19 protein-coding genes are annotated in these 23,647 nt (G+C 65.0%); 8 read left to right on the forward strand and 11 right to left on the reverse strand.

The window, feature by feature from the left end; translation table 11 throughout:
- Nucleotides 1–2: 2 nt before the first annotated feature.
- The 11 genes from I8J34_RS02115 to rpmH all read right to left on the reverse strand — a co-directional run bounded on the left by I8J34_RS02115 (nucleotide 3) and on the right by rpmH (nucleotide 9,937).
- Entirely contained in the window at nucleotides 3–2,123 is a 2,121-nt protein-coding gene (locus I8J34_RS02115) for a sensor histidine kinase (protein ID WP_214359720.1), read from the reverse strand.
- Nucleotides 2,120–2,737: a DUF4390 domain-containing protein gene (locus I8J34_RS02120; RefSeq protein WP_214359721.1), complete on the reverse strand. Its 618-nt coding sequence runs from the start codon at nucleotides 2,735–2,737 to the stop codon at nucleotides 2,120–2,122. Before I8J34_RS02120 ends, I8J34_RS02115 begins: the two co-directional genes overlap by 4 nt.
- Nucleotides 2,688–4,007, reverse strand: a complete 1,320-nt coding sequence (gene rsmB / locus I8J34_RS02125; RefSeq protein ID WP_214359722.1) for a 16S rRNA (cytosine(967)-C(5))-methyltransferase RsmB — start codon at nucleotides 4,005–4,007, stop codon at nucleotides 2,688–2,690. Before rsmB ends, I8J34_RS02120 begins: the two co-directional genes overlap by 50 nt.
- A complete protein-coding gene (gene speE / locus I8J34_RS02130) occupies nucleotides 4,004–4,891 on the reverse strand; it encodes a polyamine aminopropyltransferase (RefSeq protein ID WP_214359723.1) in 888 nt (295 codons plus the stop codon). Before speE ends, rsmB begins: the two co-directional genes overlap by 4 nt.
- Nucleotides 4,892–4,898: 7 nt before the next feature.
- On the reverse strand, nucleotides 4,899–5,285 hold the full coding sequence (gene speD / locus I8J34_RS02135) for an adenosylmethionine decarboxylase (RefSeq protein WP_214359724.1): 387 nt from the start codon (nucleotides 5,283–5,285) through the stop codon (nucleotides 4,899–4,901).
- 90 nt (nucleotides 5,286–5,375) lie between these two features.
- A complete protein-coding gene (locus tag I8J34_RS02140) occupies nucleotides 5,376–6,140 on the reverse strand; it encodes a sulfite exporter TauE/SafE family protein (RefSeq protein ID WP_214359725.1) in 765 nt (254 codons plus the stop codon).
- 82 nt (nucleotides 6,141–6,222) lie between these two features.
- Nucleotides 6,223–7,569, reverse strand: a complete 1,347-nt coding sequence (gene mnmE, locus I8J34_RS02145; RefSeq protein WP_214359726.1) for a tRNA uridine-5-carboxymethylaminomethyl(34) synthesis GTPase MnmE — start codon at nucleotides 7,567–7,569, stop codon at nucleotides 6,223–6,225.
- Entirely contained in the window at nucleotides 7,553–9,199 is a 1,647-nt protein-coding gene (gene yidC, locus I8J34_RS02150; RefSeq protein ID WP_214359727.1) for a membrane protein insertase YidC, read from the reverse strand. Before yidC ends, mnmE begins: the two co-directional genes overlap by 17 nt.
- A gap of 24 nt (nucleotides 9,200–9,223) precedes the next feature.
- The gene (yidD, locus tag I8J34_RS02155; RefSeq protein ID WP_214359728.1) at nucleotides 9,224–9,433 is read right to left on the reverse strand and encodes a membrane protein insertion efficiency factor YidD; all 210 of its coding nucleotides are present in this window, start codon (nucleotides 9,431–9,433) and stop codon (nucleotides 9,224–9,226) included.
- Entirely contained in the window at nucleotides 9,430–9,843 is a 414-nt protein-coding gene (gene rnpA, locus I8J34_RS02160) for a ribonuclease P protein component (RefSeq protein ID WP_230411671.1), read from the reverse strand. The genes yidD and rnpA overlap by 4 nt, the downstream gene beginning before the upstream one ends.
- A complete protein-coding gene (rpmH, locus tag I8J34_RS02165) occupies nucleotides 9,803–9,937 on the reverse strand; it encodes a 50S ribosomal protein L34 (RefSeq protein WP_214359729.1) in 135 nt (44 codons plus the stop codon). Before rpmH ends, rnpA begins: the two co-directional genes overlap by 41 nt.
- Before the next feature lie 261 nt (nucleotides 9,938–10,198).
- Between rpmH and dnaA the strand changes: the two genes are divergently transcribed.
- The 8 genes from dnaA to I8J34_RS02205 all read left to right on the forward strand — a co-directional run bounded on the left by dnaA (nucleotide 10,199) and on the right by I8J34_RS02205 (nucleotide 23,647).
- Nucleotides 10,199–11,650, forward strand: a complete 1,452-nt coding sequence (gene dnaA, locus I8J34_RS02170; RefSeq protein WP_214359730.1) for a chromosomal replication initiator protein DnaA — start codon at nucleotides 10,199–10,201, stop codon at nucleotides 11,648–11,650.
- Nucleotides 11,651–11,723: 73 nt separating this feature from the next.
- Nucleotides 11,724–12,830: a DNA polymerase III subunit beta gene (gene dnaN / locus I8J34_RS02175; protein ID WP_214359731.1), complete on the forward strand. Its 1,107-nt coding sequence runs from the start codon at nucleotides 11,724–11,726 to the stop codon at nucleotides 12,828–12,830.
- A gap of 158 nt (nucleotides 12,831–12,988) precedes the next feature.
- Nucleotides 12,989–15,472, forward strand: a complete 2,484-nt coding sequence (gyrB, locus tag I8J34_RS02180; RefSeq protein WP_214359732.1) for a DNA topoisomerase (ATP-hydrolyzing) subunit B — start codon at nucleotides 12,989–12,991, stop codon at nucleotides 15,470–15,472.
- A gap of 338 nt (nucleotides 15,473–15,810) precedes the next feature.
- Nucleotides 15,811–17,412: a class I SAM-dependent DNA methyltransferase gene (locus I8J34_RS02185; protein WP_214359733.1), complete on the forward strand. Its 1,602-nt coding sequence runs from the start codon at nucleotides 15,811–15,813 to the stop codon at nucleotides 17,410–17,412.
- The gene (locus tag I8J34_RS02190; protein WP_214359734.1) at nucleotides 17,402–18,715 is read left to right on the forward strand and encodes a restriction endonuclease subunit S; all 1,314 of its coding nucleotides are present in this window, start codon (nucleotides 17,402–17,404) and stop codon (nucleotides 18,713–18,715) included. Before I8J34_RS02185 ends, I8J34_RS02190 begins: the two co-directional genes overlap by 11 nt.
- 35 nt (nucleotides 18,716–18,750) lie before the next feature.
- Nucleotides 18,751–19,743 carry a virulence RhuM family protein/type II toxin-antitoxin system death-on-curing family toxin gene (locus I8J34_RS02195; protein WP_214359735.1) on the forward strand — a complete coding sequence of 331 codons (993 nt, stop codon included), beginning with the start codon at nucleotides 18,751–18,753 and terminating at the stop codon, nucleotides 19,741–19,743.
- A complete protein-coding gene (locus I8J34_RS02200; RefSeq protein ID WP_214359736.1) occupies nucleotides 19,740–20,411 on the forward strand; it encodes a transposase in 672 nt (223 codons plus the stop codon). The genes I8J34_RS02195 and I8J34_RS02200 overlap by 4 nt, the downstream gene beginning before the upstream one ends.
- Nucleotides 20,366–23,647: a type I restriction endonuclease subunit R gene (locus tag I8J34_RS02205; protein ID WP_230411672.1), complete on the forward strand. Its 3,282-nt coding sequence runs from the start codon at nucleotides 20,366–20,368 to the stop codon at nucleotides 23,645–23,647. The genes I8J34_RS02200 and I8J34_RS02205 overlap by 46 nt, the downstream gene beginning before the upstream one ends.

Below are 23,647 nucleotides of genomic sequence, written 5' to 3' on the forward strand. Positions count from 1 at the left end.
TGTCAGCTTGCTTCCGTACGGGCGGCGCGCAGGTGGATGCGCACGTCGGCGCCGCCGTCTTCGTGGTTGATCAGGCGGATCTCGCCGCCGTGTTCGTCGATGATCTTCTTGACGATGGCCAGACCCAGGCCGGTGCCGCGGGCCTTGGTGGTGAAATAGGGTTCGAAGGCGCGGCCGAGCATGTCGGCGGGGAAACCATGACCATTATCGCGCACGCTCAGCCGGATGCGGTCCTTGTCACGCTCGGTGGTGGCGATGAGGATGCGCCCGTCGGCCTGATCGGCCAGCGCGTCTTCGGCATTTTGCAGCAGATTGTGGATCACCTGGCGCAGCTGGGCGGCATCGCCGAGTACCCTCGGCAGCGCGGGGGCGAGCTCGCAGTCGATGCGCACGCGGGCGCCGTCGTAGAGGCCGAGCACCTCGTGCACCAGGTGGTTGAGGTCGAGCGGCGCGAGCACCGGCGCGGGCAGCCGGGCGTAGTCGCGGAAGGCGTTGACCAGGTTCTTCATGGCTTCGACCTGGGTCACGATGGTGCCGGTGGCGCGTTCGAGCATGGCGCGCCCGTCGTCGTCCAGGCGCGGGGCGAGCTTCATCGCCAGGCGTTCGGCCGACAGCTGGATGGGCGTCAGCGGGTTCTTGATTTCATGGGCCAGGCGGCGCGCCACTTCGGCCCAGGCGGCGGTGCGCTCGGCGGCGATCAGGTGGGAGATGTCGTCGAACACCACCACCGTGCCGCCGCCGGCCGCCTGCGGCAGCGTCGCGCCATGGATCAGCAGGGTCTGCTCGCCGCCGTCGGGCGAGCGCACTTCGACCTGTTGATGCCAGTCGGACTGGTTGTCGGCCAGCGCGGCCACCAGCGCGTCGCGCAGGTCGGGGTGGGCCGGCCAGTCGGCCAGGGTGATGTCTTCATAGCCGTCGAGCGGGTCGTCAAGGATTTCGGTGGCGCCGCGGTTGGCGGCGCGCAGGGTGCCGTCGGCCGAGAAGGCGAGCACGCCGGCCGACAGGTTGGCCAGCACGCTCTCGAGGTAGCTGCGCGCGGCCTCGACGGCGGCGCGGTTGCGCTCGGCCAGTGCGCGGGCCTCGTCGAGCTGGCGTGTCATCTGGTTGAAGGACTGGGTCAGCACACCGAGTTCGTCATGCGCGGGCAGCGCGCGGCGCGGGCTGAAGTCGCCCTGGGCGACCGCTTCGGTACCCTGCGCCAGGATGATCAGCGGTTTGGTCAGCTTGCGCGCCAGCACGAAGGCGACCGCGGTGGCCGCCAGCAAGGCGAGCAGCAGGGAGAGGGTCAGGGTCAGGCTGTAGATGCGCTTGAGGCCGTCACGCCCGAGCGACAGCTGCTGGTAGTCGCGGTAGGCGGACTGCACCGCGTTGGCATGGCGGCTCATCGATTCGGGCACCGGCTGGATCAGCTGCAGGTAGGTCGCCTCGTCGGCGATGCTGCGATGCGGCACCGGGACGATGACGCGCAACTCGATGCGCCCGTCCGGATCGGCATCGATGAACAGGCTGCGCTGGCCATTGCGCGCCTGGCGGAGCTGATCGTTGCTCGGCAGATTGGGCAGGAAGCTGCTGACCGAGTTGGAGGCCGTGGCATGGATGCGGCCGCCGGCGGAGAACAGGGTGGCGCTGTCGACACCGGCTTGCTCTCGCAGCCGGTTCAGGCGCGAGGCGGCCAGCGCCGGAGATTCGGACAGGCTCAGGGCCATGTCGTCGGCGTGGTCCTGCAGCTGGCGGCCGAGGTAGTCGAGCGAGGTCTGGCCGAGGGCGATACCGCCTTCGAGGGCAGCGTCGACCCGCACGTCGAACCAGGTCTCGATGCTGCGCACGACGAACTGCAGCGACACGGTGTAGATGAGCACGCCGGGCACGATGGCCATCAGAGCGAAGAAGGTGAGCAGGCGGAACTTGAGCCGCGAGCCGAACACCTTGCGGCGACGGTCGGACAACAGGCGGCGCACCTGGACGCCGACCACCCCGGCGAGCGCCACCGCGATGAAGCCGTTGAGCGCCAGCAGGTAGGGGTAGCTGTCGGCGAACATGTCGGCGTTCGAGGTGGCGCTGGCCAGCAGGAACAGCGAGATCGCGGCCGCCGCCGCGGCGACGATGAAGGCGATGCGCTTCATTGGGCGGGGTTCCTGCCCGCGAGGAAGGTCCAGCTCATCCAGCCGGTGTCGATCGACCAGTCGCGGCTGCCGAGGGCGGAGACCTTGAAGGGGCGCGGCAGCAAGTCGGTGTCGAGGCGAAAGCGCAGGGCCACGTTGTAGGACTGGCCGCCTTGAAGGGTGTCGGCGTCGGCGACACGCCAGTGGCGGATGCGCGACATGGTGCGGACTGCTGCGTCCAGGGTGTCGAAGTTCTGATGAAAGGTGCCGATGGCCAGCCGGTAGCTGCGGGTCAGGGCGTGATAGCTGAGGCGGTAGCTGAGCGACTCGTCGACGAGGGTTTCGTCGATCCAGTACCAGCGGGGCGATTCGATCGTGGCGTCGAGTACGAAATAGACGGCGATGCCATGGCGGATGGCGTCTTCGACGCGCGGGTTGAGCTCGATGTCGACGTCGGCGTTGATGACGTAGTCGTTGCCGTCGAGCTGGATCTCACCGTAGCGGACGCGTGCCGGGTCGGCGGCGGCCGGCAGCGCCACCAGCGCGATGAGCATGGCGAGGGCGCGCAGCAGGCGCCACGGCAGGTCAGCGCGTTTTTTCGAGCAGCGCGTAGTAAAAGCCGTCGTGTTCAGCATCGGGCAGCAGCTGGTGCTCCATTCGGCCTTGGATGGCGATCCGTCGGGCGTCGGCGTGACGGGCGCAGAAGTGGGCGATCTGGTCGCGGTTTTCGGCATCGAAGACCGAACAGGTCACGTAGAGCATTGTGCCACCGGGCGCCAGGGTGTGCCACAGGGCATCCAGGATGGCGGATTGCTGGGCGGCGAAGCCGGCGATGTCGGTGGCGCGGCGTAGCCACTTGATGTCGGGATGGCGCCGCGCCACGCCGGAGGCGGAGCAGGGTACGTCGGCCAGGATTCGGTCGAAGGGCTGTCCGTCCCACCAGTGTTCCGGATGGCGGGCGTCGCCGATGCGCACGTCGGCGCTCAGGCCGAGGCGTGCCAGGGTGTCGCCGATGCGTCGGGCGCGTGTCGGGTCGAGTTCGAGGGCGGTGAGCGCGATGTCGGCGCTCTCGAGCAGGTGCGCGCTCTTGCCGCCGGGCGCCGCGCAGGCGTCGAGCACCCGCTCGCCGGTGCGCGGTGCGAGCCACTGGGCAGCCCATTGGGCGCCGGCGTCCTGGACCGAGAAGCGGCCTTCGGCGAAGCCGGGAATGCGGTCGACCGGCACCGGGGTGTCGAGCAGGAGTGCGCCGTTGTCGAGAATGCGATGGCTCAGCCCGGCCTCGGTGAGTTGCGCCGAGGCGTCGGCCAGCGACAGCTGCCGGAGGTTGGCGCGCAAGGCCATCGGCGGGTGCTGGTTGCCGGCGGCGAGAACGGCCTGCCAGTGCTCGGGCTGGGCCGTTTCCAGCAAGCGGATCCACCAGTTCGGATGGCGGTGGTGGCTTTGCGCATCCTTCTCCAGCATCTGCTCGAACATGGCGCGTTCCCGGCCGACCTTGCGCAATACACCGTTGGCGACGGCTTTGAGACCGGGGGCATGGGCGCCGACCGCGGTCACCGCCTGGTCGACGATGGTGTGGGCGGTGTCGGGTCGAGCCTCCAGGCGGTGCAAGGCGACCAGCAGGATGGCGTGAAGATGCAGCGGCAGCGGCTTGCTGAGACAGTGCGCGAGGACGCGATCGCCGCGGGCGTAATCGCGCAAGCTGCCGTAGGTCAGATCGAGCACCGCGCCGCGCACCGGCGCTGGCAACTCTGTGATGCGCTCGAGATGGATCATTTCGGTGAGCGCCTTGCCACCGACGACCGCTTCGACCAATGCCGCGGCGCGGTCGATGGTGTAGGCCAGGCTGTCGGCCGGCAAGCGGGGGGTCGGCTGGACGCGGGCACGGCGGCGAGGGTGGTCGGTCATCGTTGGGGGTTGAGGCATTGACGGAGGTAGTTGGGCTGGGCAAAGGCGGCCCGATGGGTGTCGCCGTTGTAGTACTGCAACTGGCGGAGCTGACGCTCGGCAATGCGGCGCTCGATTTCGTCGGCACTGAGGGCGAGCGGATCGATATGGTCGGACGCGCAGGCCATGCCCCACAGGCTGCCGTAGAGCGGGATGTAATGGAAGTGCGGGCGGACGATCGTGAATACGGCGAGCAGGCGATCCATCAGATCGGCGACGCGCTCGGGCTGGAAAATCGGGGCGCCTAGATGGAGTGAGAGCGCACCCTGGTGGCTCAGCAGGCGTTTGCAATCCGTGAAGAAGGCCTCGGTATACAAGGCTTCGGCCGGGCCGATGGGGTCGGTGAGATCGAGCACGATGAGGTCGAAGCGCTCACCGGCAGCCGGGGCGGTCTCGCGCACATAGCGCAGCCCATCGGCAATGTGCAGATCGAGGCGGGGGTCGTCGAGCGCGCCGTTATGGACCGCGGGTAGATGTTGGCGGGCGATGTCGACGACTTTCTCGTCGAGTTCGACCAGCGCGACTCGCGTCATGCTCGGATGCTTGAACAATTCGTCGGCCGAGCCGCCGTCTCCGCCGCCGATGATCAGCGCACGGGCCGGGGCATCCTGGGTGATGCACGGCACGTGAATGAGGTTCTCGTGGTAGAAAAACTCGTCGCCTTCGGAGGTCATGAAGTAGCCGTCCAGCCGGAAGAGGCGGCCGAACTGGGGCGTGTCCCAGACCTCGTAGGACTGATACGGCGTTTCGCCCTTCTCGATCAGGCGGCCGGCCGACAGGTAGTGGCCGGCGTGCGCATTGAGGGCTTCGGTGAGTCGGGGGCCGGATTCGACGCTGTCGCTCATGATCGCCTCACGCGCTTTCGGGCAGTTCGCCGCGGATGATGTCCTTCTCGATTACTTCTTCCGGCTTCAGGAGCTGTTGCAGCTGCGCGTAGACATGGCGGGCGCGATCGCTGTTGTCGCGGGAAAAGTTGCAGACATAAACATCGAGCGTGACCGCGCGGGTCTCGGGCCAGGTGTGAATGGCGACATGGGACTCGGCGAGCACGACGGTACCGGTGACGCCGGCCGGGTCGCCATCGTCGTAGCAGAATTGATAGAAGTACGCGCCGAGTGGCGTCAGGCCCGCGTCTTTGCAGAAGTCGACGCAGCGCGATTCGAGCACATTCCGATCAAGCAGGACGGCGGGATCACAGTCGCAACGATAAAGATCGGCAATGAGATGAAGACCTTGCATGGCATCCCCATCCAAAGGATTGAAAAACGGTCGATTTTACCATCCGACGGGAGGTGCCTGTTCCACGTGGAACACCGGAGGCGCTCGTGGTTAGGCGACGATGTCCCAGGCCATCTTGGCGATAAGGGCAGTGACCACGATGAGGAAGAATTTACGGACGAAGCGCGTGCCATGTTTGAGCGCAAGCGTGCTACCGGTCAGTGCGCCGGCGAGATTGCAGGCGGCCATCATCAGGCCGATCTTCCACAGGATGGCACCGGTGCCGGCGAAGAAACTGATGGCTGCCAGGTTGGTGGAAAAATTCAGCACCTTTGCGCTGGCCGAGGCATGCAAGAAGTCCATGTGCAGCGCGCGGATGAACAGGAAGATGAAAAAGCTGCCGGTGCCCGGTCCGAAGAAGCCATCGTAGAAACCGATGCCTGCGCCGATGATCACGATGCGCCGGCGGGTGACGGAGAGTTCCAGCGGGGTGCCGGCCTCGGTGCCGAAGTCCGGCCGCAGGAAGGTATAGACGGCGACGAGAATTAGCAGGGTGAGGACCACCGGGCGGACGAACTCCGGGTCCAGGTAGGCCACGGATTTGGCGCCGAGCCAGGCACCGACCAATGCTGCCGCGGCGCCGGGGATGACGATGCGCCAATCGATGCGCACCCGTCGCGCGTACTGAACTGCCGCGCTGGCGGTGCCGATGATGCTGGCGATCTTGTTGGTGCCGAAGAGCGTGGCCGGTGCATGTTGCGGCAGGCTGGAAAAGAGCAAGGGGATCTGGATCAGGCCGCCGCCGCCGACGACAGCATCGACGAAGCCGGCGAAGAAGGCACCGATTCCCAACAGAATCCAAAGCGCGTCAGTCATGTTCTAGTTTCACGTGAAACACCGCGACCCGATCCAGGTCGTGGTGCGAAAGGTTGGAACTCGCCGGGTGAGGGCTGGGCATCTACTTGCCGATGCAGAAGCGGGAGAAGATCTCACCCAATAGGTCGTCGGGGGTGAATTCGCCGGTGATCTCGCTCAAGGCTTCATGGCCGAGCCGCAACTCTTCGGCCATCAGTTCAAGTGCCGTCGTTCGTGCCTGCGCCTCGCGCACATGGGCCAAGGCGTTAGCGAGCGCCGTCAGATGGCGCTTGCGGGCGAGAAACACGTCTTCGCCATGCGGGTGCCAGCCAGCCAGTTTCAGGAGATGCTCACGCAACAGCGCAACACCATTGCCGGTCTTGGCCGACAGGCGGATGCGGGTGGCGCCATCGGTGTCGGTGCGCTGGGGGGGCAGATCGGCGAGATCGCACTTGTTCTCGACCGTGATGCGCGGTACGCCGGGCGGCAGGCGGGCATCGATCGCGCGGTCCTCAGCCGTCAAGCCGCTGCGTGCATCGACCAGCCGAACGATGACATCGGCATTGTCGATCTCGCGCCAGGTGCGCTCGATACCGATCTTTTCGACGGTGTCGCCGGTGTCGCGCAGGCCTGCGGTGTCGATGACGTGCAGGGGGATGCCGGCCAGCTGGATGGTCTCTTTGAGCGCGTCGCGCGTGGTGCCGGCAATGTCGGTGACGATCGCCCGTTCGTGGCCTGCGAGCTGGTTGAGCAGGCTCGACTTGCCGACGTTGGGCTGGCCGACCAGTACCACATGCAGCCCCTGACGCAGCAGCGCGCCCTGCTCGGCGCGATCGAGCACATCGGCGAGTGCGCGTTCGATGCCCTGCATGCGCTCGACGGCGCGCGCAGCGGCCAGGAAGTCGATTTCCTCCTCGGGGAAATCGAGCGTCGCCTCGACCAGCATGCGCAAGTCGATGAGCTGATCGCGCACCCGGCCGATCGCGTCGGAGAAGGCGCCGCTGAGCGAGCGCACGGCCGAGCGGGCGGCGGCAACGGTCGAGGCCTCGATCAGGTCGGCGACGGCCTCGGCCTGGGCCAGGTCGAGCTTGTTGTTGAGAAAGGCGCGGCGGGTGAACTCGCCCGGCTCGGCAAGGCGGGCGCCGAGGGACAGGGCGCGGTCGAGCAGCAATTGCATGACGACCGGGCCGCCATGGCCATGCAGTTCGATGACGTCTTCGCCGGTGAAAGAGTGGGGGGCCGGAAAATACAGCAACAGCCCTTCGTCGATGAGCCGCCCGTCGCCATCATGGAAGGCGCAGAAGCTGGCGTGACGCGGGGTCGGTGGGTGGCCGTTGCCGAGGGTGGCGGCCAGTGCGCCAAGGTCGGTCCCCGACAGGCGCACGATGCCAACGCCACCGCGCCCGGGCGCGGTGGCGATGGCCGTGATGAGATCAGGTCTTCTTCCCACCGCTCTCGATCATCTTGGTGATCTGCCACTGCTGGGCGATCGACAGGGTGTTGTTGACCACCCAGTACAGCACCAGACCGGCGGGGAAGAACAGGAACATGAAGGTGAACACGATCGGCATGGCCATCATCACCTTGGCCTGCATCGGGTCCGGCGGCGTCGGGTTGAGGCGCATCTGGATCAGCATGGTGGCGCCCATGATGATCGGCAGGATGAAGTACGGATCCTTGACCGACAGATCGGTGATCCAGCCCAGCCACGGCGCCTGGCGCATCTCGACGCTGCCCAGCAGCACCCAGTACAAGGCGATGAAGACCGGGATCTGCACCAGGATCGGCAGGCAGCCGCCGAGCGGGTTGATCTTCTCCTTCTTGTAGATCTCCATCATCTCCTTCTGCATGCGCGCCTTGTCGTCGCCGTACTGCTCTTTCATGCGTTGCAGGCGCGGGCCGAGGGTGCGCATCTTGGCCATCGACTTGTACGAGGCGGCAGACAGCGGGAAGAAGATGATCTTCAGGCAGATGGTGACCAAGATGATGGCCCAGCCCCAGTTGCCGGTGAGGTTGTGGAACCACTGCAGCACCCAGAACAGCGGTGCGGCGATGACCGTCAGCCAGCCGTAGTCGACCACCAGATCGAGGCCCGGGGCGATGGCTTCGAGGTGCTCTTGCTCCTGGGGGCCCGAATAGAGGCGGGCACCGACGCTTGCGGTGGCGCCCGGGGCGATCTCGTCGACCGGCAGGATGGTGCCGGCCGTATAGAACTTGTCGTTGATCTTGCGGGCGAAGTACTCGCGCTGCACGCCCTGTTCGGGCAGGTAGGCGCTCACGAAATAGTGTTGCACCATCGCCACCCAGCCGTTGTCGTCCTTTTTGACGAACTTGGCACTACCGTCGGCGATGTCGTCGAAGCTCACCTTCTGGAACTTGTTGGCATCGGTGTAGAAGGCCGGGCCGGTGAAGGTGCTCACGCCCATCGCCTCGGTCGTCTCGGCAGCCTCGCCGTCGCGCAGGAACTGGAAGTAGGCGTCGGTGCGCACCGGTGTGTCGCTGCCGTTGCGGATCTCGTAGGCCACGTCGATGACATAGCTGTCGCGATGGAAGGTCAGCAGTTTGTCGACCGCAACGCCGTTGGCCGCCGGGGCGCTGAGGCGGACGGTCAGGCTGTCGGCGCCATCGGCCAGGACCTGCTCGCCTTCGGGCAGAGTGAAGCGTGTCTTGTGGTTGGGCAGCCCGGGGCCGGTCAGGCCGGACTGCGCGGCATAGATGTGTCGCGTACCGTTGTCGAGCAACACATAGTTCTTGCTCTTGTCGGCCGTGGCTTTATGGTGCGTCAGTTCGAGGCGGATGATGTCGCCGCCGTCGGCCGAAATCAGCGCAACCACGGAATCGGTGCGTACCGTCAGGGTCGGCGCCGAGTCGGCTGCGGCGGTGGTTTCGGTCGGCACGCTGGCATCGCCGCCGAGCTGAGTACTCGCCTGCGGAATGCTGGTGTCGCTACCGGGGGTTGTCGCGGTTGCGCTGCGGGCCACTTCGGCGACCGGCGGGTTGGTGTATTTGCCCCAGCCCTCCCACAGCATGAAGATGGAAAAGGCGAAGATCGTAAGCAGGATGAGGCGACGATTGTCCATCGAAACGAGACCGTAGTTAGCAGGTTAGGGAACCGGGTCGTGGCCGCCGTCACACCAGGGGTGACAGCGAGAAACCCGCTTGGTCGCCAGCCAGCTACCGCGCAGCGCGCCGTAACGGTGAATGGCTTCGACCGCGTATTCCGAGCAACTGGGGACGAACCGGCAATTGCTGCCCAGCATCGGGCTGATCGCGTAGCGATAGACCTTGAGCAGGGCAAGCAAGAGTGATTTCATCCCGGTAGTCGCCTCAGCAGGCCCGACAAGTCCTCACGCAGGCTGGTGCGCGTGGCCCCTGTCAGTGGCCGATGTAGCCGGACGATCATGTCCAGCGCCGGTAGTGTGCCACGTTGCAGCCGAAAACCTTCGCGGACGACGCGTTTGATGCGATTGCGCTCGACGGCGCGACGCGCCAGCTTCTTCGCGACCACGACCCCCAGGCGGGCGGTATCGCTGCCGTTGGGGCGAAAATGCACGATCAGGTAGCGCCCTTTTATCGCCCGCTTAAATGCAAAAACGGATGAGTACTCATCCGTTTTTCGCAATCGGTAAGCGTCGCGGAAATGCAGATCGGGCTGATCGGCATCCGGCGACCGGTCGTCCACCTCAGACGGCGAGGCGGTGACGGCCTTTGGCCCGACGGGCACGGATCACGGCGCGACCACCGCGGGAACGCATGCGGACGAGAAAACCATGGGTGCGCTTGCGCTTGATAACGGAGGGTTGGTAGGTACGTTTCATGTTGACTAGCCAAGTGTTAAGTCAAACCGGGGATTTCAACCTAATCACCTTGTTTTGTCAACGATTCTTTTTAGACGGGCTTGTGGATAAGTCGGGCATGGCGGGGTAGAATCCCCCTTTGCCCGCCGAGCCTTCAGCGCGACCGGTTCATGAGAAACCGGAGGCGGCATTTCCGTGAGACAGAGAGCGGTCGTGGCCACGCGGCATTGCCGGTGCCTGATCGCCACCCTGCTTCCACTTCGATGTGACCCGCCAAAGCTCGTGACGCAAGATTTCTGGACCTTCTGCCTGACCCGCCTTCAGGGCGAGTTGCCGCCTCAGCAATTCACCACCTGGATCAAGGCCCTGCGCACCGATGACCACGACGACGCCGATGCCGCGTCGCCGGCCGTGCGTCTGGTGGCGCCGAACCGCTTCGTGCTGCAATGGGTGCGCGAGCGCTATGTGCGCCGCATCGGCGAGCTGGGCGAAGAATTCTTCGGTGCACCCACCGAGGTGGCGTTGACGCTGCCGGTCAATGGCGAAGCCGTGCGCCGGCCGGTGCGCGCCGCCAGCCCGATGCCGACGCCGACGTCAAAACCCGCGCCGGTGGCCGCCGTCAGCGCGGCCGTGGCGCCAGCGCCGGTGACCGAGCCGCCCAAGGCGGAAGCCTCCCGGCGTGCCGCGCCCGCCGCGGCGACCAGCGCCTACGACAAGACCCGGCTGAACCCCGACTTCACCTTCGACACCCTGGTCACCGGCCGCGCCAACGACCTGGCCCGCGCCGCCGCCATGCAGGTGGCCGACAACCCCGGCGTGTCCTACAACCCGCTGTTCGTCTATGGCGGCGTCGGCCTCGGCAAGACCCACCTGATCCACGCCCTCGGCAACGAGGTGTTCCGGCGCAATCCCAAGGCGGTGATCCGCTATGTGCACGCCGAGGACTACTACGCCGACGTGGTGCGCGCCTATCAGCAGAAGAGCTTCGACGTCTTCAAGCGCTACTACCGCTCGCTCGACGTGCTGATGATCGACGACATCCAGTTCTTCAACAACAAGAACCGGACGCAGGAAGAGTTCTTCCATGCCTTCAACGCCCTCACCGAGGCCAAGAAGCAGATCATCATCACCTGCGACACCTACCCCAAGGATATCCAGGGCCTGGAAGACCGGCTCATCTCGCGCTTCGACTGGGGCCTCACCGTGCAGATCGAGCCGCCCGAGCTCGAAATGCGCGTGGCCATTCTCAAAAAGAAGGCCGAGAGCCACGCCGTGGCGCTGTGCGACGACGTGGCCTTCCTGATCGCCAAGAACCTGCGCGCCAACGTGCGCGAGCTCGAAGGTGCGCTCACCAAGGTGGTGGCCTTCGCCCGCTTCCACAGCCGCGAGATCACCCTCGACGTGGCCAAGGAAGCGCTCAAGGACCTGCTCAACGCCCACAACCGGCAGCTGACCATCGAGCACATCCAGAAGACCGTGGCCGACTACTTCAAGATCAAGGTGGCCGACATGCACTCGAAGAAGCGCACCCGGGTCATCGCCCGGCCGCGCCAGGTGGCCATGGCCCTGGCCAAGGACCTCACCCCGATGAGCCTGCCGGCCATCGGCGACGCCTTCGGCGGGCGCGACCACACCACGGTGTTGCATGCTTGCCGCACCATCGCCGAGCTGCGCCGCAACGACACCCAGCTCAACCACGACCTGCATGTGCTCACGCAGGTCTTGCGCGGTTAACGCCCGATTCAGCCACTGGCTCTAGAATGCCGATGCAATACAAAAGAACCCGATTCACGGAGATTGAACGACGATGCAACTGCTGACCACCACCCGGGACGCTCTGCTTGGCCCACTCCAGTCGGTGTCCGGCATTGTGGAGAAGCGCCACACCTTGCCGATCCTGTCCAACGTGCTGATCGAAAAGCACGGTGACCGCCTCACCCTGCTGGCCACCGACATCGAGATCCAGATCCGCACCACCGCCATCGTCTCCGGCGGGCCGGACGACCTCAACATCACCGTGGCCGCGCGCAAGCTGCAGGACATCCTGCGCGCCCTGCCCGGCGAAACCGACATCGCCCTCTCGCTCGACGACAGCCGCATGACCGTCAAGGCCGGTCGCAGCCGTTTCCAGCTGCAGACCCTGCCGGCGGCCGACTACCCGCGCCTCACCGTGGCCGAAGACGAAGGCGTGCGCTTCAGCATCCCGCAGCGCGCCTTCAAGAAGCAGCTGGCGCTGGTGCAGTACGCCATGGCCCAGCAGGACATCCGCTACTACCTCAACGGCCTGCTCACCATGGTCGACGGCAGCACCCTGCGCATGGTCGCCACCGACGGCCACCGCCTGGCCTACATCGAGAGCGAGATCGACGGCAACTTCCCGCGCACCGACGTCATCCTGCCGCGCAAGACCGTGCTCGAGCTGGCGCGCCAGCTGGCCGACTCCGACGAGCCGCTGGAAGTCATCATCGCCGGCAACCAGATCGTCTTCCGCTTCGGCGACATCGAGCTCATCTCCAAGCTGGTCGACGGCAAGTTCCCCGACTACGAGCGCGTGATCCCGCAAAACCACCCCAAGGAACTGCGCCTGGCCCGCCAGCCGCTGCATGCCGCCCTGTCGCGCGTGGCCATTCTCACCAACGAGAAGTTCCGCGGCGTGCGCATTGTCCTGTCGCCGGGCAGCCTCAAGATCGTCAGCTCCAACGCCGAGCAGGAAGAGGCCCAGGAAGAGCTCGAGATCGACTATGACGGCGACGGCCTCGACATCGGCTTCAACGTCACCTACCTGCTCGACGTGCTCAACAACGTGTCGACCGACGACGTGCTGGTGCGCCTCAACGACGGCAACTCCAGCGCCCTGATCACCCTGCCCGGCAACGACGCCTTCAAATACGTCGTGATGCCGATGCGGATCTGACGATCGCCGGCGCGTCGGCACCCGCCGCGCGCCGGTCGGTCTGTTCGCCATTGCGGGGCCGCCGGCCCCGCCCGATGGCCTCGCGCCCCCTCGGGCGCACCTAGCAGTCTGATATGTATTGAGGGGCGCCCGCGGTGCCCCGGAGTGAAGAGAATCCTATGTCCGAATCGCAGAACACGCCGCAGGGCGGCTACGACGAATCCAGCATCCAGCAGCTCGAAGGTCTGGAGGCGGTGCGCAAGCGCCCCGGCATGTACATCGGCGACACCTCCGACGGCACCGGCCTGCACCACATGGTGTTCGAGGTGGTCGACAACGCCATCGACGAAGCCCTGGCCGGCTACTGCGACGACATCCTCGTCACCATCCACACCGACAACTCCATCTCCGTCACCGACAACGGCCGCGGCATCCCGGTCGGCGTCAAGCTCGACGACAAGCACGAGCCCAAGCGCTCGGCGGCTGAAATCGTCATGTGCGTGCTGCACGCCGGCGGCAAGTTCAACCAGAACAGCTACAAGGTGTCCGGCGGTCTGCACGGCGTCGGCGTCTCCTGCGTCAATGCGCTGTCCAAGTGGCTGCGCCTGACCATCCGCCGCGACGGCAAAAAGCACTTCATGGAATTCCAGCGCGGCAAGGCCGCCGACCGCATCGTCGAAGTGGTCAATGGCATTGAAGTGTCGCCGCTCAAGGTCATCGGCGAATCCACCAAGAGCGGCACCGAGCTGCACTTTCTGGCCGACGAAGAAATCTTCGGCGCCGTCGAATTCCACTACGAAATCCTCGCCAAGCGCCTGCGCGAGCTGTCCTTCCTCAACAACGGCGTGCGCATCCGCCTCATCGACCAGCGCGCCAACAAAGAAGAAGATTTCGCCTTCGCCGGCGGCGTGCGCGGCTTCGTCGACTACATCAACCGCTCCAAGACCGTCCTGCACCCCACGGTGTTCTACTCCGAAGGCACGGCCAAGACCTCCAACGGCACCGACCACGACATCGAAGTGTCGGTCGAAGTCGCCATGCAGTGGAACGACAGCTACGCCGAACAGGTGCTGTGCTTCACCAACAACATCCCGCAGTCCGACGGCGGCACCCACCTCACCGGCCTGCGCGCGGCCATGACCCGCGTCATCAACAAGTACATCGAAGAAAACGAGATCGCCAAGAAGGCCAAGGTCGTCATCTCCGGCGACGACATGCGCGAGGGCCTCGCCTGCGTGCTGTCGGTCAAGATGCCCGACCCCAAGTTCGCCTCGCAGACCAAGATGAAGCTGGTCTCCTCCGAAGCGCGCCCGGCGGTCGAAGAAGTGGTGGCCGCCAAGCTCGCCGACTACCTGCTCGAAAACCCCATCGACGCCAAAACCATCTGCGGCAAGATCGTCGAAGCCGCCCGTGCCCGTGACGCCGCCCGCAAGGCCCGCGAAATGACCCGCCGCAAAGGCCTGCTCGACGGCGTCGGCATGCCCGGCAAGCTCGCCGATTGCCAGGAAAAAGACCCCGCCAAGTGCGAGATCTACATCGTCGAGGGTGACTCCGCCGGCGGCTCCGCCAAGCAGGGCCGCGACCGTAAATTCCAGGCCATCCTGCCGCTGCGCGGCAAGGTGCTCAACGTCGAAAAGGCCCGCTTCGACAAGCTCATCTCCTCCGAACAGATCGCCACGCTCATCACCGCGCTCGGCACCGGCATCGGCAAGGAAGAGTTCAAGCCCGAGAAGCTGCGCTACCACCGCATCATCATCATGACCGACGCCGACGTCGACGGCGCCCACATCCGCACCCTGCTGCTCACCTTCTTCTACCGCCAGATGCCCGAGCTGGTCGAGCGCGGCCACATCTACATCGCCCAGCCGCCGCTCTACAAGATCAAGCACGGCAAGTCCGAGCGCTACATCAAGGACGATACCGAGCTCAACGCCCACCTGCTCAAGCTCGCCCTCGACGGCGCCGCGCTCATCCCGGCCGAAGGCGCCGACCCGATCACCGGCAACGCCCTGGCCGAACTGGCGCGCAACTACCTGCTCGCCGAAGCCGTCATCAACCGCCTCGCCGGCTACATCGAGCCCGACGTGCTGCACGCCATGCTCGAACGCAACGTCGCCGTCAGCCTCGAAGACGAAACCGCCGCCCGCGCCAGCGCCACCGCCCTCGCCCCGCACCTCGCGGGCAACGTCACCGTGCGCGCCGAATTCAACGAAGAGACCGAAGCCTGGCGCCTCGCCATTGAGCGCATGTACCACGGCAACCTCAAGCACGCCACGCTCGAAGAAGACTTCCTCGTCTCCGGCGACTACGCCCAGATCCGCACCGCCGCCGAAGCCATCGCCGGCCTCATCACCGTTGGCGCTGTCATCCAGCGCGGCGACAAACAACAACCCGCCACCAGCTTCGGCAACGCCATCCGCTGGCTGCTCTCCGAAGTCGAACGCAACCTCGGCAAGCAGCGCTACAAAGGCCTCGGCGAAATGAACCCCGAGCAGCTGTGGGAAACCACCATGGACCCGACGGTGCGCCGCCTGCTCAAGGTGCAGATCGAAGACGCCATCGCCGCCGACGAAATCTTTACCACCCTCATGGGCGACCAGGTCGAACCTCGCCGCCAGTTCATCGAAAACAACGCGCTGTATGCGCGGAATATCGATGTGTGATTTTGTCGGGTGCCACCAAAGATGAGATCTGTGCCGAATAGGTGAGATGTTGTTGTCACAGATGATGAGAAGAAACGCCAAAGCTCCCTCGGGAGCTTTGGCGTTTCTGTCTCTGTTGTTGGCAGAAATCCGGCCTTTGCCGTCATCCGCCCTCGCTGTCCCGACCGGTAGCTCGCGGTCTGCAGGTAGCCGACACTCGGTTCTACCAAACTCAGCCCCCACGCCTATCGAGCGCGCCGGGTACCTGCCCGGATGATACGATCCGGTCACTTCACCGGGCCTGGTGCCGTGCGACGTCAGCCGCGTGAGACGGTGAGCCCGATCAGCAAAGGAACACGATGGCGAAAGCGAATGGAAACACCCCAGGGGGCGATCTCGGCTTCGAAGCCGAATTGTTCAAAACCGCCGACAAACTGCGCGGCAACATGGAGCCCTCCGACTACAAGCACGTCGCCCTCGGCCTGATCTTTCTCAAATACATCTCCGACGCCTTCGAAGCCCGCCACGCCGAACTGCTGGCCGAAGACCCCCGGGCGGCCGAAGACAAGGACGAATACCTCGCCGACAACATCTTCTGGGTGCCCAAGGACGCGCGCTGGTCGCACCTCAAGGCCGCCGCGAAGCGCCCCGAGATCGGCACCCTCATCGACGAGGCCATGCGCGCCATCGAGAAGGACAACGACTCCCTCAAGGGCGTGCTGCCCAAGGACTACGCCCGCCCGGCGCTCAACAAGGTCATGCTCGGCGAGCTGATCGACCTCATCTCCGGCATCGCCCTGGGCAAGGGCGGCGGCAAGTCAAAGGACGTGCTCGGCCGCGTCTATGAATACTTCCTCAGCCAGTTCGCCGGGGCCGAAGGCAAGCGCGGCGGCGAGTTCTACACCCCGCGCTCGGTGGTGCAGGTGCTGGTGCAGATGCTCGAACCCTACAGGGGCCGGGTCTACGACCCCTGCTGCGGCTCGGGCGGCATGTTCGTGCAATCCGAAAAGTTCGTGCTCGAACACGGCGGGCGCATCGGCGACATCGCCATCTACGGCCAGGAGAGCAACTACACCACCTGGCGCCTGGCCAAGATGAACCTCGCCGTGCGCGGTATCGACAGCGACATCCGCTGGAACAACGAAGGCAGCTTCCACAAGGACGAACTGCGCGACCTGCGCTTCGACCACATCCTCGCCAACCCGCCCTTCAACATCTCCGACTGGGGCGGCGACCGCCTGCGCGACGACCCGCGCTGGACCTTCGGCGTGCCGCCGGTGGGCAACGCCAACACCGCCTGGCTGCAGCACATCCACTGGCACTTGGCACCCTTCGGCACCGCCGGCGTGGTGCTCGCCAACGGCTCCATGAGCTCCAACCAGAGCGGCGAAGGCGAGATCCGCAAGGCCATGGTCGAGGCCGACGCGGTGGACTGCATGGTCGCCCTGCCCGGCCAGCTCTTCTACTCCACCCAGATCCCCGCCTGCCTGTGGTTCCTCGCCCGTGATCGTAGGGGCGGGCCTGGTGCCCGCCCGTTGCGCGACCGCCGCGGCGAGGTCCTGTTCATCGACGCCCGCAAGCTGGGCACGCTGGTGGACCGCACGCGGCGCGAGCTGACCGACGCCGACATCCAGAAGATTGCCGACACCTACCACGCCTGGCGCGGCGAAACCGTAGGGGCAGGCCTTGTGCCTGCCCGGGAATCGGGCGACCACGAGGGTCGCCCCTACGCCGACGAGCCCGGTTTCTGCAAGTCCGCCACGCTGGAGGAAATTCGCCAGCACGGCCATGTGCTCACCCCCGGCCGCTACGTGGGCGCCGAAGCCGCCGAGGACGACGGCGAACCCTTCGCCGAGAAGATGGCCCGGCTCAGCGCGCAGTGGCGGGATCAGCAGCAGGAAGCGGCGCGGCTGGACGCGGCGATCGAGGCGAATCTGCGGGAGCTTGGGTATGGGGGGTGAGTGGGTTGCAGCGACACTCGGTGAAGTTACTGACCTCTTGACCGGCTTTCCATTCAAGAGTGATCGCTATGTTGATGACTTTTCTGCTCCTCGTTTGCTGCGGGGCGACAACATCGCCCAAGGCGTCCTTCGGTGGGATGGAGTAAAGCGCTGGCCAGAAGTCGACACAGAGGAACTTGCACGGTACTCGCTGCGAGAGGGCGATGTCGTTCTCGCCATGGACCGGCCTTGGATCGAAGCAGGATTGAAATACGCAGCCGTCAGGGAAGTCGATTTACCTGCATTCCTTGTTCAACGTGTCGCGCGGTTCCGCGGAATAAATGGGTTGGACTCCAGGTTCTTGAAGTATGTGATCGGAAGTCCGGCGTTTACTACCCACATTCTCGCAATCCAGACGGGCACCGCGGTACCGCATATCAGTGGGAATCAGATCAAAGGGTTTGAGTTCTTGCTGCCTCCGCCCGAAGAACAACGCGCCATCGCTCACATCCTCGGCACGCTGGACGACAAGATCGAACTCAACCGCCGCCGCAACCAGACCCTGGAGGCCATGGCCCGCGCCCTGTTCCAGGACTGGTTCATCGATTTCGGCCCCGTCCGCGCCAAGATGGCAGGCCACGAACCGTACCTGCCCGCCGAGCTCTGGCGGCTTTTTCCTGAACGGCTTGATGAGGCGGGGAAGCCGGAGGGGTGGGAAATGGTGCCGGCGAGCGAGTTGATCGAGTTCAATCCAAGCGAACCACTGCGCAAAGGGACGCACGCACCGTACCTCGACATGGCGTCTCTGCCGACGACCGGGAGCAGCTCCAGACCGCCGATAACGCGGTCGTTCGGTAGTGGAATGCGGTTTCGCAATGGCGATACCTTGATGGCACGGATTACGCCCTGTCTGGAAAACGGCAAGACAGCATTCGTGCAGTGTTTGCCTGACGATGCCGTCGGATGGGGCTCGACAGAATTCATTGTGATGCGATCGAGGACGCCGGTGCCGGCCGAGTACACCTACCTTCTCGCAAGGGACACGGCGTTTCGCGACCACGCGATCCGAAGCATGACGGGCACATCTGGCCGCCAGCGCGCGCAGGCCGACTCCGTCGCTGCGTTCAAACTGGCGTCGCCATCAGATGACGCAATCTGGCATGCGTTCTCGAAGCTCATCGCGCCAATGTTTGAAAGCATCAAGGTGAACGCTGCGGAGTCTGACGCCCTCGCCCAACTGCGCGACACCCTGCTCCCCAAACTCATCTCCGGCGAGCTGTGGGTTGCCGATGCCGAGAAATTCGTCGAGCATGTCAGCCCATGACACCGGCACCCACGGGCGGACACGAGGCTTGAGCCATGACTGACATCATGATCTTCGCGGCGGACGATCAGCCGGTGGAGGTGCGGCTGCAGGGCGACACCGTCTGGCTGACCCAGCGCCAGATGTCGGAGGTGTTCGGCACCACGCCCGAGAACGTGTTGATGCACCTGAAGAAGATCTTTGCCGAAGGTGAGTTGGACGAAGCGGCAACAGCTAAGGATTTCTTAGCAGTTCGGCAAGAAGGGACCCGGCAGGTCAAGCGGCGGCTCAAGCACTACAACCTGGATGCCATCATCTCGGTGGGGTATCGCGTGAGTTCGGCGCGGGCGACGCAGTTCCGCATCCGGGCGACCGGCGTGCTGCGCCAGCATCTGGTCGAGGGCTACACCCTCAACGAGCGTCGCCTGCAGGCGCGTGGCATCGAGTTCGAGCAGGCGGTGAGCCTGCTGGCACGCACGCTGGACAGCCGGCAGTTGGTCAATGACGAGGGGCGGGCGGTGTTGCAGGTGATCGGCGACTACGCCCGCAGTTGGAGCCTGCTGCAAGGCTATGACGAGCAGAGCCTGACCGGGCAGCGCGCCACCCAGCGGGAGATGCGCGCGCTGTCGCTGGACGAGGTGCTGGCCGCCATCGCCCAGCTCAAGGCGGAGCTGATCGCCAAGGGCGAAGCGACCGAGCTGTTCGGGCAGTTGCGCGGCGACGGGCTGGCCTCGAGCATCGCCACCATCGAGCAGGGCTTTGGCGAGGAACTGTTCTACCCCAACGTGGCGAGCCGGGCGGCGCATCTGCTGTATTTCGTGATCAAGAACCATCCGCTGGCCGACGGTAACAAGCGCACCGGCGCGTTCCTGTTTCTGTGGTACCTGCGCCTGAACCAGCATCTGCTGGCCCGCCCGGTGGCGCGCCTGATCAACGACAACACCCTGGTGGCGCTGGCGCTGCTGGTGGCCGAAAGCCTGCCTGAGCAGAAGGAATTGATGGTGAAGCTGGTGGAGCATTTCGTGTTGTTGAACGAGGCCGGCGCATGACATCCGGCGCTGATCGCCAACACCGTCGCAGTTTGCGACTGCAAGGCTACGATTACGCGCAGGCCGGGGCCTATTTCGTGACCATCTGCACCCAGGAACAGGCGTGTTTATTCGGGGAAATTGTCGATGGGCAGATGCGGTTGAACCCGGCGGGGGAAATGATTCGCCGGGTGTGGACGGAAATTCCGGCGCATGTCCCCGATGTGGATATCGATACATTTGTTGTGATGCCAAACCACATTCACGGCATCATCGTATTGACCGGTTTCACCCCCGTAGGGGCAGGCCTTGTGCCTGCCCGTGATGATTCCCCGAATGGTGGCAAGGCACCCACAAGGGGTGCCCCTACGGTATTGGGGAATGTCGTAGGCGCCTTCAAATCACGGGTAACGGTTGAATATATCCGTGGCGTGAAAGACAGGGCATGGGCGTCATTTCGTGGTCGTCTCTGGCAACGCAATTACTACGAGCACATCATTCGCGACGAGGCCTCGTTGCAGGGTATTCGGGAATACATCGTGAACAACCCGTTGCAGTGGACGCTGGATCGAGAAAATCCCACGAACGTGGTGGTAGGGGCAGGCCTTGTGCCTGCCTCTGGCGATGCCAGCGATGGCGACGAGTGGGCAACCACAAGGGTTGCCCCTACGACATGGGTGGGCACCTGATGGCCTTTCTCTCCGAAGCCCAACTCGAATCTGCGCTGCTGGCGCAACTGGCCGACCTGGGCTACGCCACGGCGTCGGACGAGTTGATCGGCCCGGATGGCGCGGCCCCCGAGCGGGCCGCGTATGACGAGGTGGTGCTGTCGGGCCGACTGCAGGCGGCGGTGGCCCGCCTGAACCCGAGCCTGCCGGCGGAAGCGCGCACCGATGCCATCCGCCGTTTGACCCAATCGGAACTGCCGAACCTACTGGAGGAGAACCGCCGCATCCACCGTCTGCTGGCCGAGGGCGCGGACGTGGAGTACTACGGCGAGGATGGCGTGCTGACCGCCGGCAAGCTGCAGTTGATCGATTTCGAACGGCCGGGTGAGAACGACTGGCTGGCGGTGCAGCAGTTCACCGTAGTGGCCGCCCAGGCCAAGCGCCGGCCGGATGTGGTGCTGTTCGTCAATGGCCTGCCGCTGGCGGTGATCGAGCTCAAGGCGCCGGGAGGCGAGAGTGCCACGCTGGCCGGTGCCTTCAACCAGTTGCAGACCTACAAGCAGCAGATCCCGGCGTTGTTCCGCAGCAATGCGCTGCTGGTGACCTCGGACGGCCTGTCGGCACGAGCGGGCTCGCTGTCGGCGGATCTGGAGCGCTTCATGCCCTGGCGCACCACCGACGGGGCGCGCATCGAGCCCAAGGGCGCGCCGGAGATGGCAACGCTGATCGAAGGCGTTTTCGAGCCGGGGCGCTTTCTGGATCTGCTGCGCCATTTCACCGTGTTTGGCGAAACCGGTGGCGGACTGGTCAAGATCATCGCCGGCTACCACCAGTTTCATGCCGTGAAGAAAGCGGTGATCTCGACGCTGCGCGCCAGCCAGCATGCCGTGGCCGAAGAGCCGGCCGTGTATGGGCTGCCCAGCGTCAAGGACCAACCCGCGGGCGACCACAAGGCGGGGGTGATCTGGCACACCCAGGGCTCCGGCAAGAGTTTGCTGATGGCCTTCTATGCGGGCCTGCTGGTGTTCGAGCCACGCATGGCCAACCCCACGCTGGTGGTGCTGACCGACCGCAACGATCTGGACGATCAGCTGTTCGCGACCTTTGCCATGTGCCGCGACCTGCTGCGACAGACGCCGGTGCAGGCGCAGGATCGCGAACACCTGCGGACCCTGCTCAACCGCGCCTCCGGCGGCGTGATCTTCACCACCTTGCAGAAATTCGCCCCCGTAGGGGCAGGCCTTGTGCCTGCCCATGATGGGGCAACCACAGGGGTTGCCCCTACGGCGCTGACCGACCGCGCCAACGTGGTGGTGATCGCGGATGAAGCGCACCGCAGCCAGTACGGCTTCAAGGCCAAAGTGGCGAGCAAGACCGGCGAGATCGCCTACGGCTTTGCCAAGTACCTGCGCGACGCGCTGCCCAATGCCTCGTTCATCGGCTTTACCGGCACGCCCATCGAGGCCACCGACGTGAACACCCCGGCGGTGTTCGGCCACTACATCGACATCTACGACATCAGCCGCGCCGTGGAAGACGGCGCCACGGTGCCCATCTACTACGAATCGCGGCTGGCGCGCATCGAGCTGGATGAAGACGAGAAGCCGCGCATCGATGCCGAGATCGAGGCGCTGCTGGAGGATGAGATTGAGGCCAGCGCCGAGCGCACCAAGCAGAAATGGAGCACGGTGGAGTCGCTGGTGGGCAGCGAAAAGCGCCTCGCACTAGTGGCGGCGGATCTGGTGGCGCATTTCGAGGACCGCGTGGCGGCGCTCCATGGCAAGGCGATGGTGGTGTGCATGAGCCGTCGCATCTGCGTGGCGCTCTACGACGAAATCATCAAGCTGCGGCCCGACTGGCACAGCAAGGACGACACCGCCGGCAGCATCAAGATCGTGATGACCGGCGCGGCCTCCGACCCGCTCGCGTGGCAGCAGCACATCGGCAGCAAGGCGCGGCGTGATCTGCTGGCCAAGCGGGCTCGCGATCCGCAGGACCCGCTGCGTCTGGTGCTCGTGCGCGACATGTGGCTGACCGGCTTCGACGCGCCGAGCATGCACACCATGTACATCGACAAGCCGATGCGCGGCCACGGCCTGATGCAGGCCATCGCCCGGGTGAACCGCGTGTTCCGCGACAAGCCGGCCGGCCTGATCGTGGACTACATCGGCGTCGCCCAGAACCTCAAGTCCGCACTCGCTCAGTACGCCAAGCCCGACCAGGACAAGACCGGCATCGACGAAGCCGAGGCGGTGGCGGTGCTGCTGGAAAAGGTCGAGATCGTGCGCGACATGTTCCACGGCTTCGACTACCGCACCGGCCTTGGCGGCACACCGGGCGACCGACTGGCCATGATGGCGGGCGCCATCGAATGGATTCTCGACAAGCAGCAACAATGGGCCGCGGCGGAAACGACGCCAGACGCCAAGAAGCAGGCGCAGCGGCGCTTTGCCGATGGCGTGCTGGCCTTGTCGAAAGCCTTTGCGCTGGCTGCGAGTTCGGATGAAGCGCGGGGCATCCGCGAGGAGGTCGGCTTCTTTCAGGCGATTCGCGCGGCACTGGTCAAGACGGCGGGGGGTGTCGGCGCTGCCCGCCAGGATCGGGAGCTTGCCATCGCTCAGATCGTCAGCCGGGCTGTGGTCTCGACCGAGATTGTCGACATCCTGGCCGCCGCCGGCATCCAGAGCCCGGACATCTCCATCCTGTCGGATGAGTTCCTGCTCGAAGTGCAGCAGATGGAGAAAAAGAACCTTGGGCTGGAAGCACTGCGCAAGCTACTGAACGACAGCATCCGCTCGCGCACCCGCACTAACGTGGTCGAGACTCGTGCCTTTACCGAACGGCTGGAGGATGCCATCGCGCGCTATCACGCCAATGCCATCACCACGGCCGAGGTGCTGCAGGAGTTGATCAAACTCGCCCAGGACATCCGCGCGGCACGAAACCGTGGCGAGGAACAGGGCCTGTCCGACGAGGAGATCGCCTTCTATGACGCACTGGCGGAAAACGAATCTGCCGTGCAGGTGATGGGGGACGACAATCTGCGCGTGATCGCGCATGAACTGCTGGTCAGCCTGCGGGAGAACATTGCCGTCGATTGGGCGCATCGTGAATCGGCCCGTGCCCGCCTGCGGGTGTTGGTCAAGCGGATACTGCGCAAGTATGGCTATCCGCCCGACCTGCAGGACGCGGCCGTGCAGACAGTACTTCAACAGGCGGAGGTCCTTTCGGCGTCATGGCGTGTAGGTAGCCACTGA

This window comes from Denitromonas iodatirespirans (assembly GCF_018524365.1).
Classification (GTDB): domain Bacteria; phylum Pseudomonadota; class Gammaproteobacteria; order Burkholderiales; family Rhodocyclaceae; genus Nitrogeniibacter; species Nitrogeniibacter iodatirespirans.

Coding starts and splice junctions, on each gene's coding strand:
- gyrB (WP_214359732.1), top strand. CDS start 12,989: ATGTCCGAATCGCAGAACACGCCGCAGGGCGGCTACGACGAATCCAGC.
- I8J34_RS02185 (WP_214359733.1), top strand. CDS start 15,811: ATGGCGAAAGCGAATGGAAACACCCCAGGGGGCGATCTCGGCTTCGAA.
- rsmB (WP_214359722.1), bottom strand. CDS start 4,007: ATGACCGACCACCCTCGCCGCCGTGCCCGCGTCCAGCCGACCCCCCGC.
- I8J34_RS02120 (WP_214359721.1), bottom strand. CDS start 2,737: ATGCTGAACACGACGGCTTTTACTACGCGCTGCTCGAAAAAACGCGCT.
- I8J34_RS02195 (WP_214359735.1), top strand. CDS start 18,751: ATGACTGACATCATGATCTTCGCGGCGGACGATCAGCCGGTGGAGGTG.
- yidC (WP_214359727.1), bottom strand. CDS start 9,199: ATGGACAATCGTCGCCTCATCCTGCTTACGATCTTCGCCTTTTCCATC.
- dnaN (WP_214359731.1), top strand. CDS start 11,724: ATGCAACTGCTGACCACCACCCGGGACGCTCTGCTTGGCCCACTCCAG.
- rpmH (WP_214359729.1), bottom strand. CDS start 9,937: ATGAAACGTACCTACCAACCCTCCGTTATCAAGCGCAAGCGCACCCAT.
- yidD (WP_214359728.1), bottom strand. CDS start 9,433: ATGAAATCACTCTTGCTTGCCCTGCTCAAGGTCTATCGCTACGCGATC.
- speD (WP_214359724.1), bottom strand. CDS start 5,285: ATGCAAGGTCTTCATCTCATTGCCGATCTTTATCGTTGCGACTGTGAT.
- I8J34_RS02140 (WP_214359725.1), bottom strand. CDS start 6,140: ATGACTGACGCGCTTTGGATTCTGTTGGGAATCGGTGCCTTCTTCGCC.
- I8J34_RS02200 (WP_214359736.1), top strand. CDS start 19,740: ATGACATCCGGCGCTGATCGCCAACACCGTCGCAGTTTGCGACTGCAA.
- I8J34_RS02115 (WP_214359720.1), bottom strand. CDS start 2,123: ATGAAGCGCATCGCCTTCATCGTCGCCGCGGCGGCGGCCGCGATCTCG.
- speE (WP_214359723.1), bottom strand. CDS start 4,891: ATGAGCGACAGCGTCGAATCCGGCCCCCGACTCACCGAAGCCCTCAAT.
- I8J34_RS02190 (WP_214359734.1), top strand. CDS start 17,402: ATGGGGGGTGAGTGGGTTGCAGCGACACTCGGTGAAGTTACTGACCTC.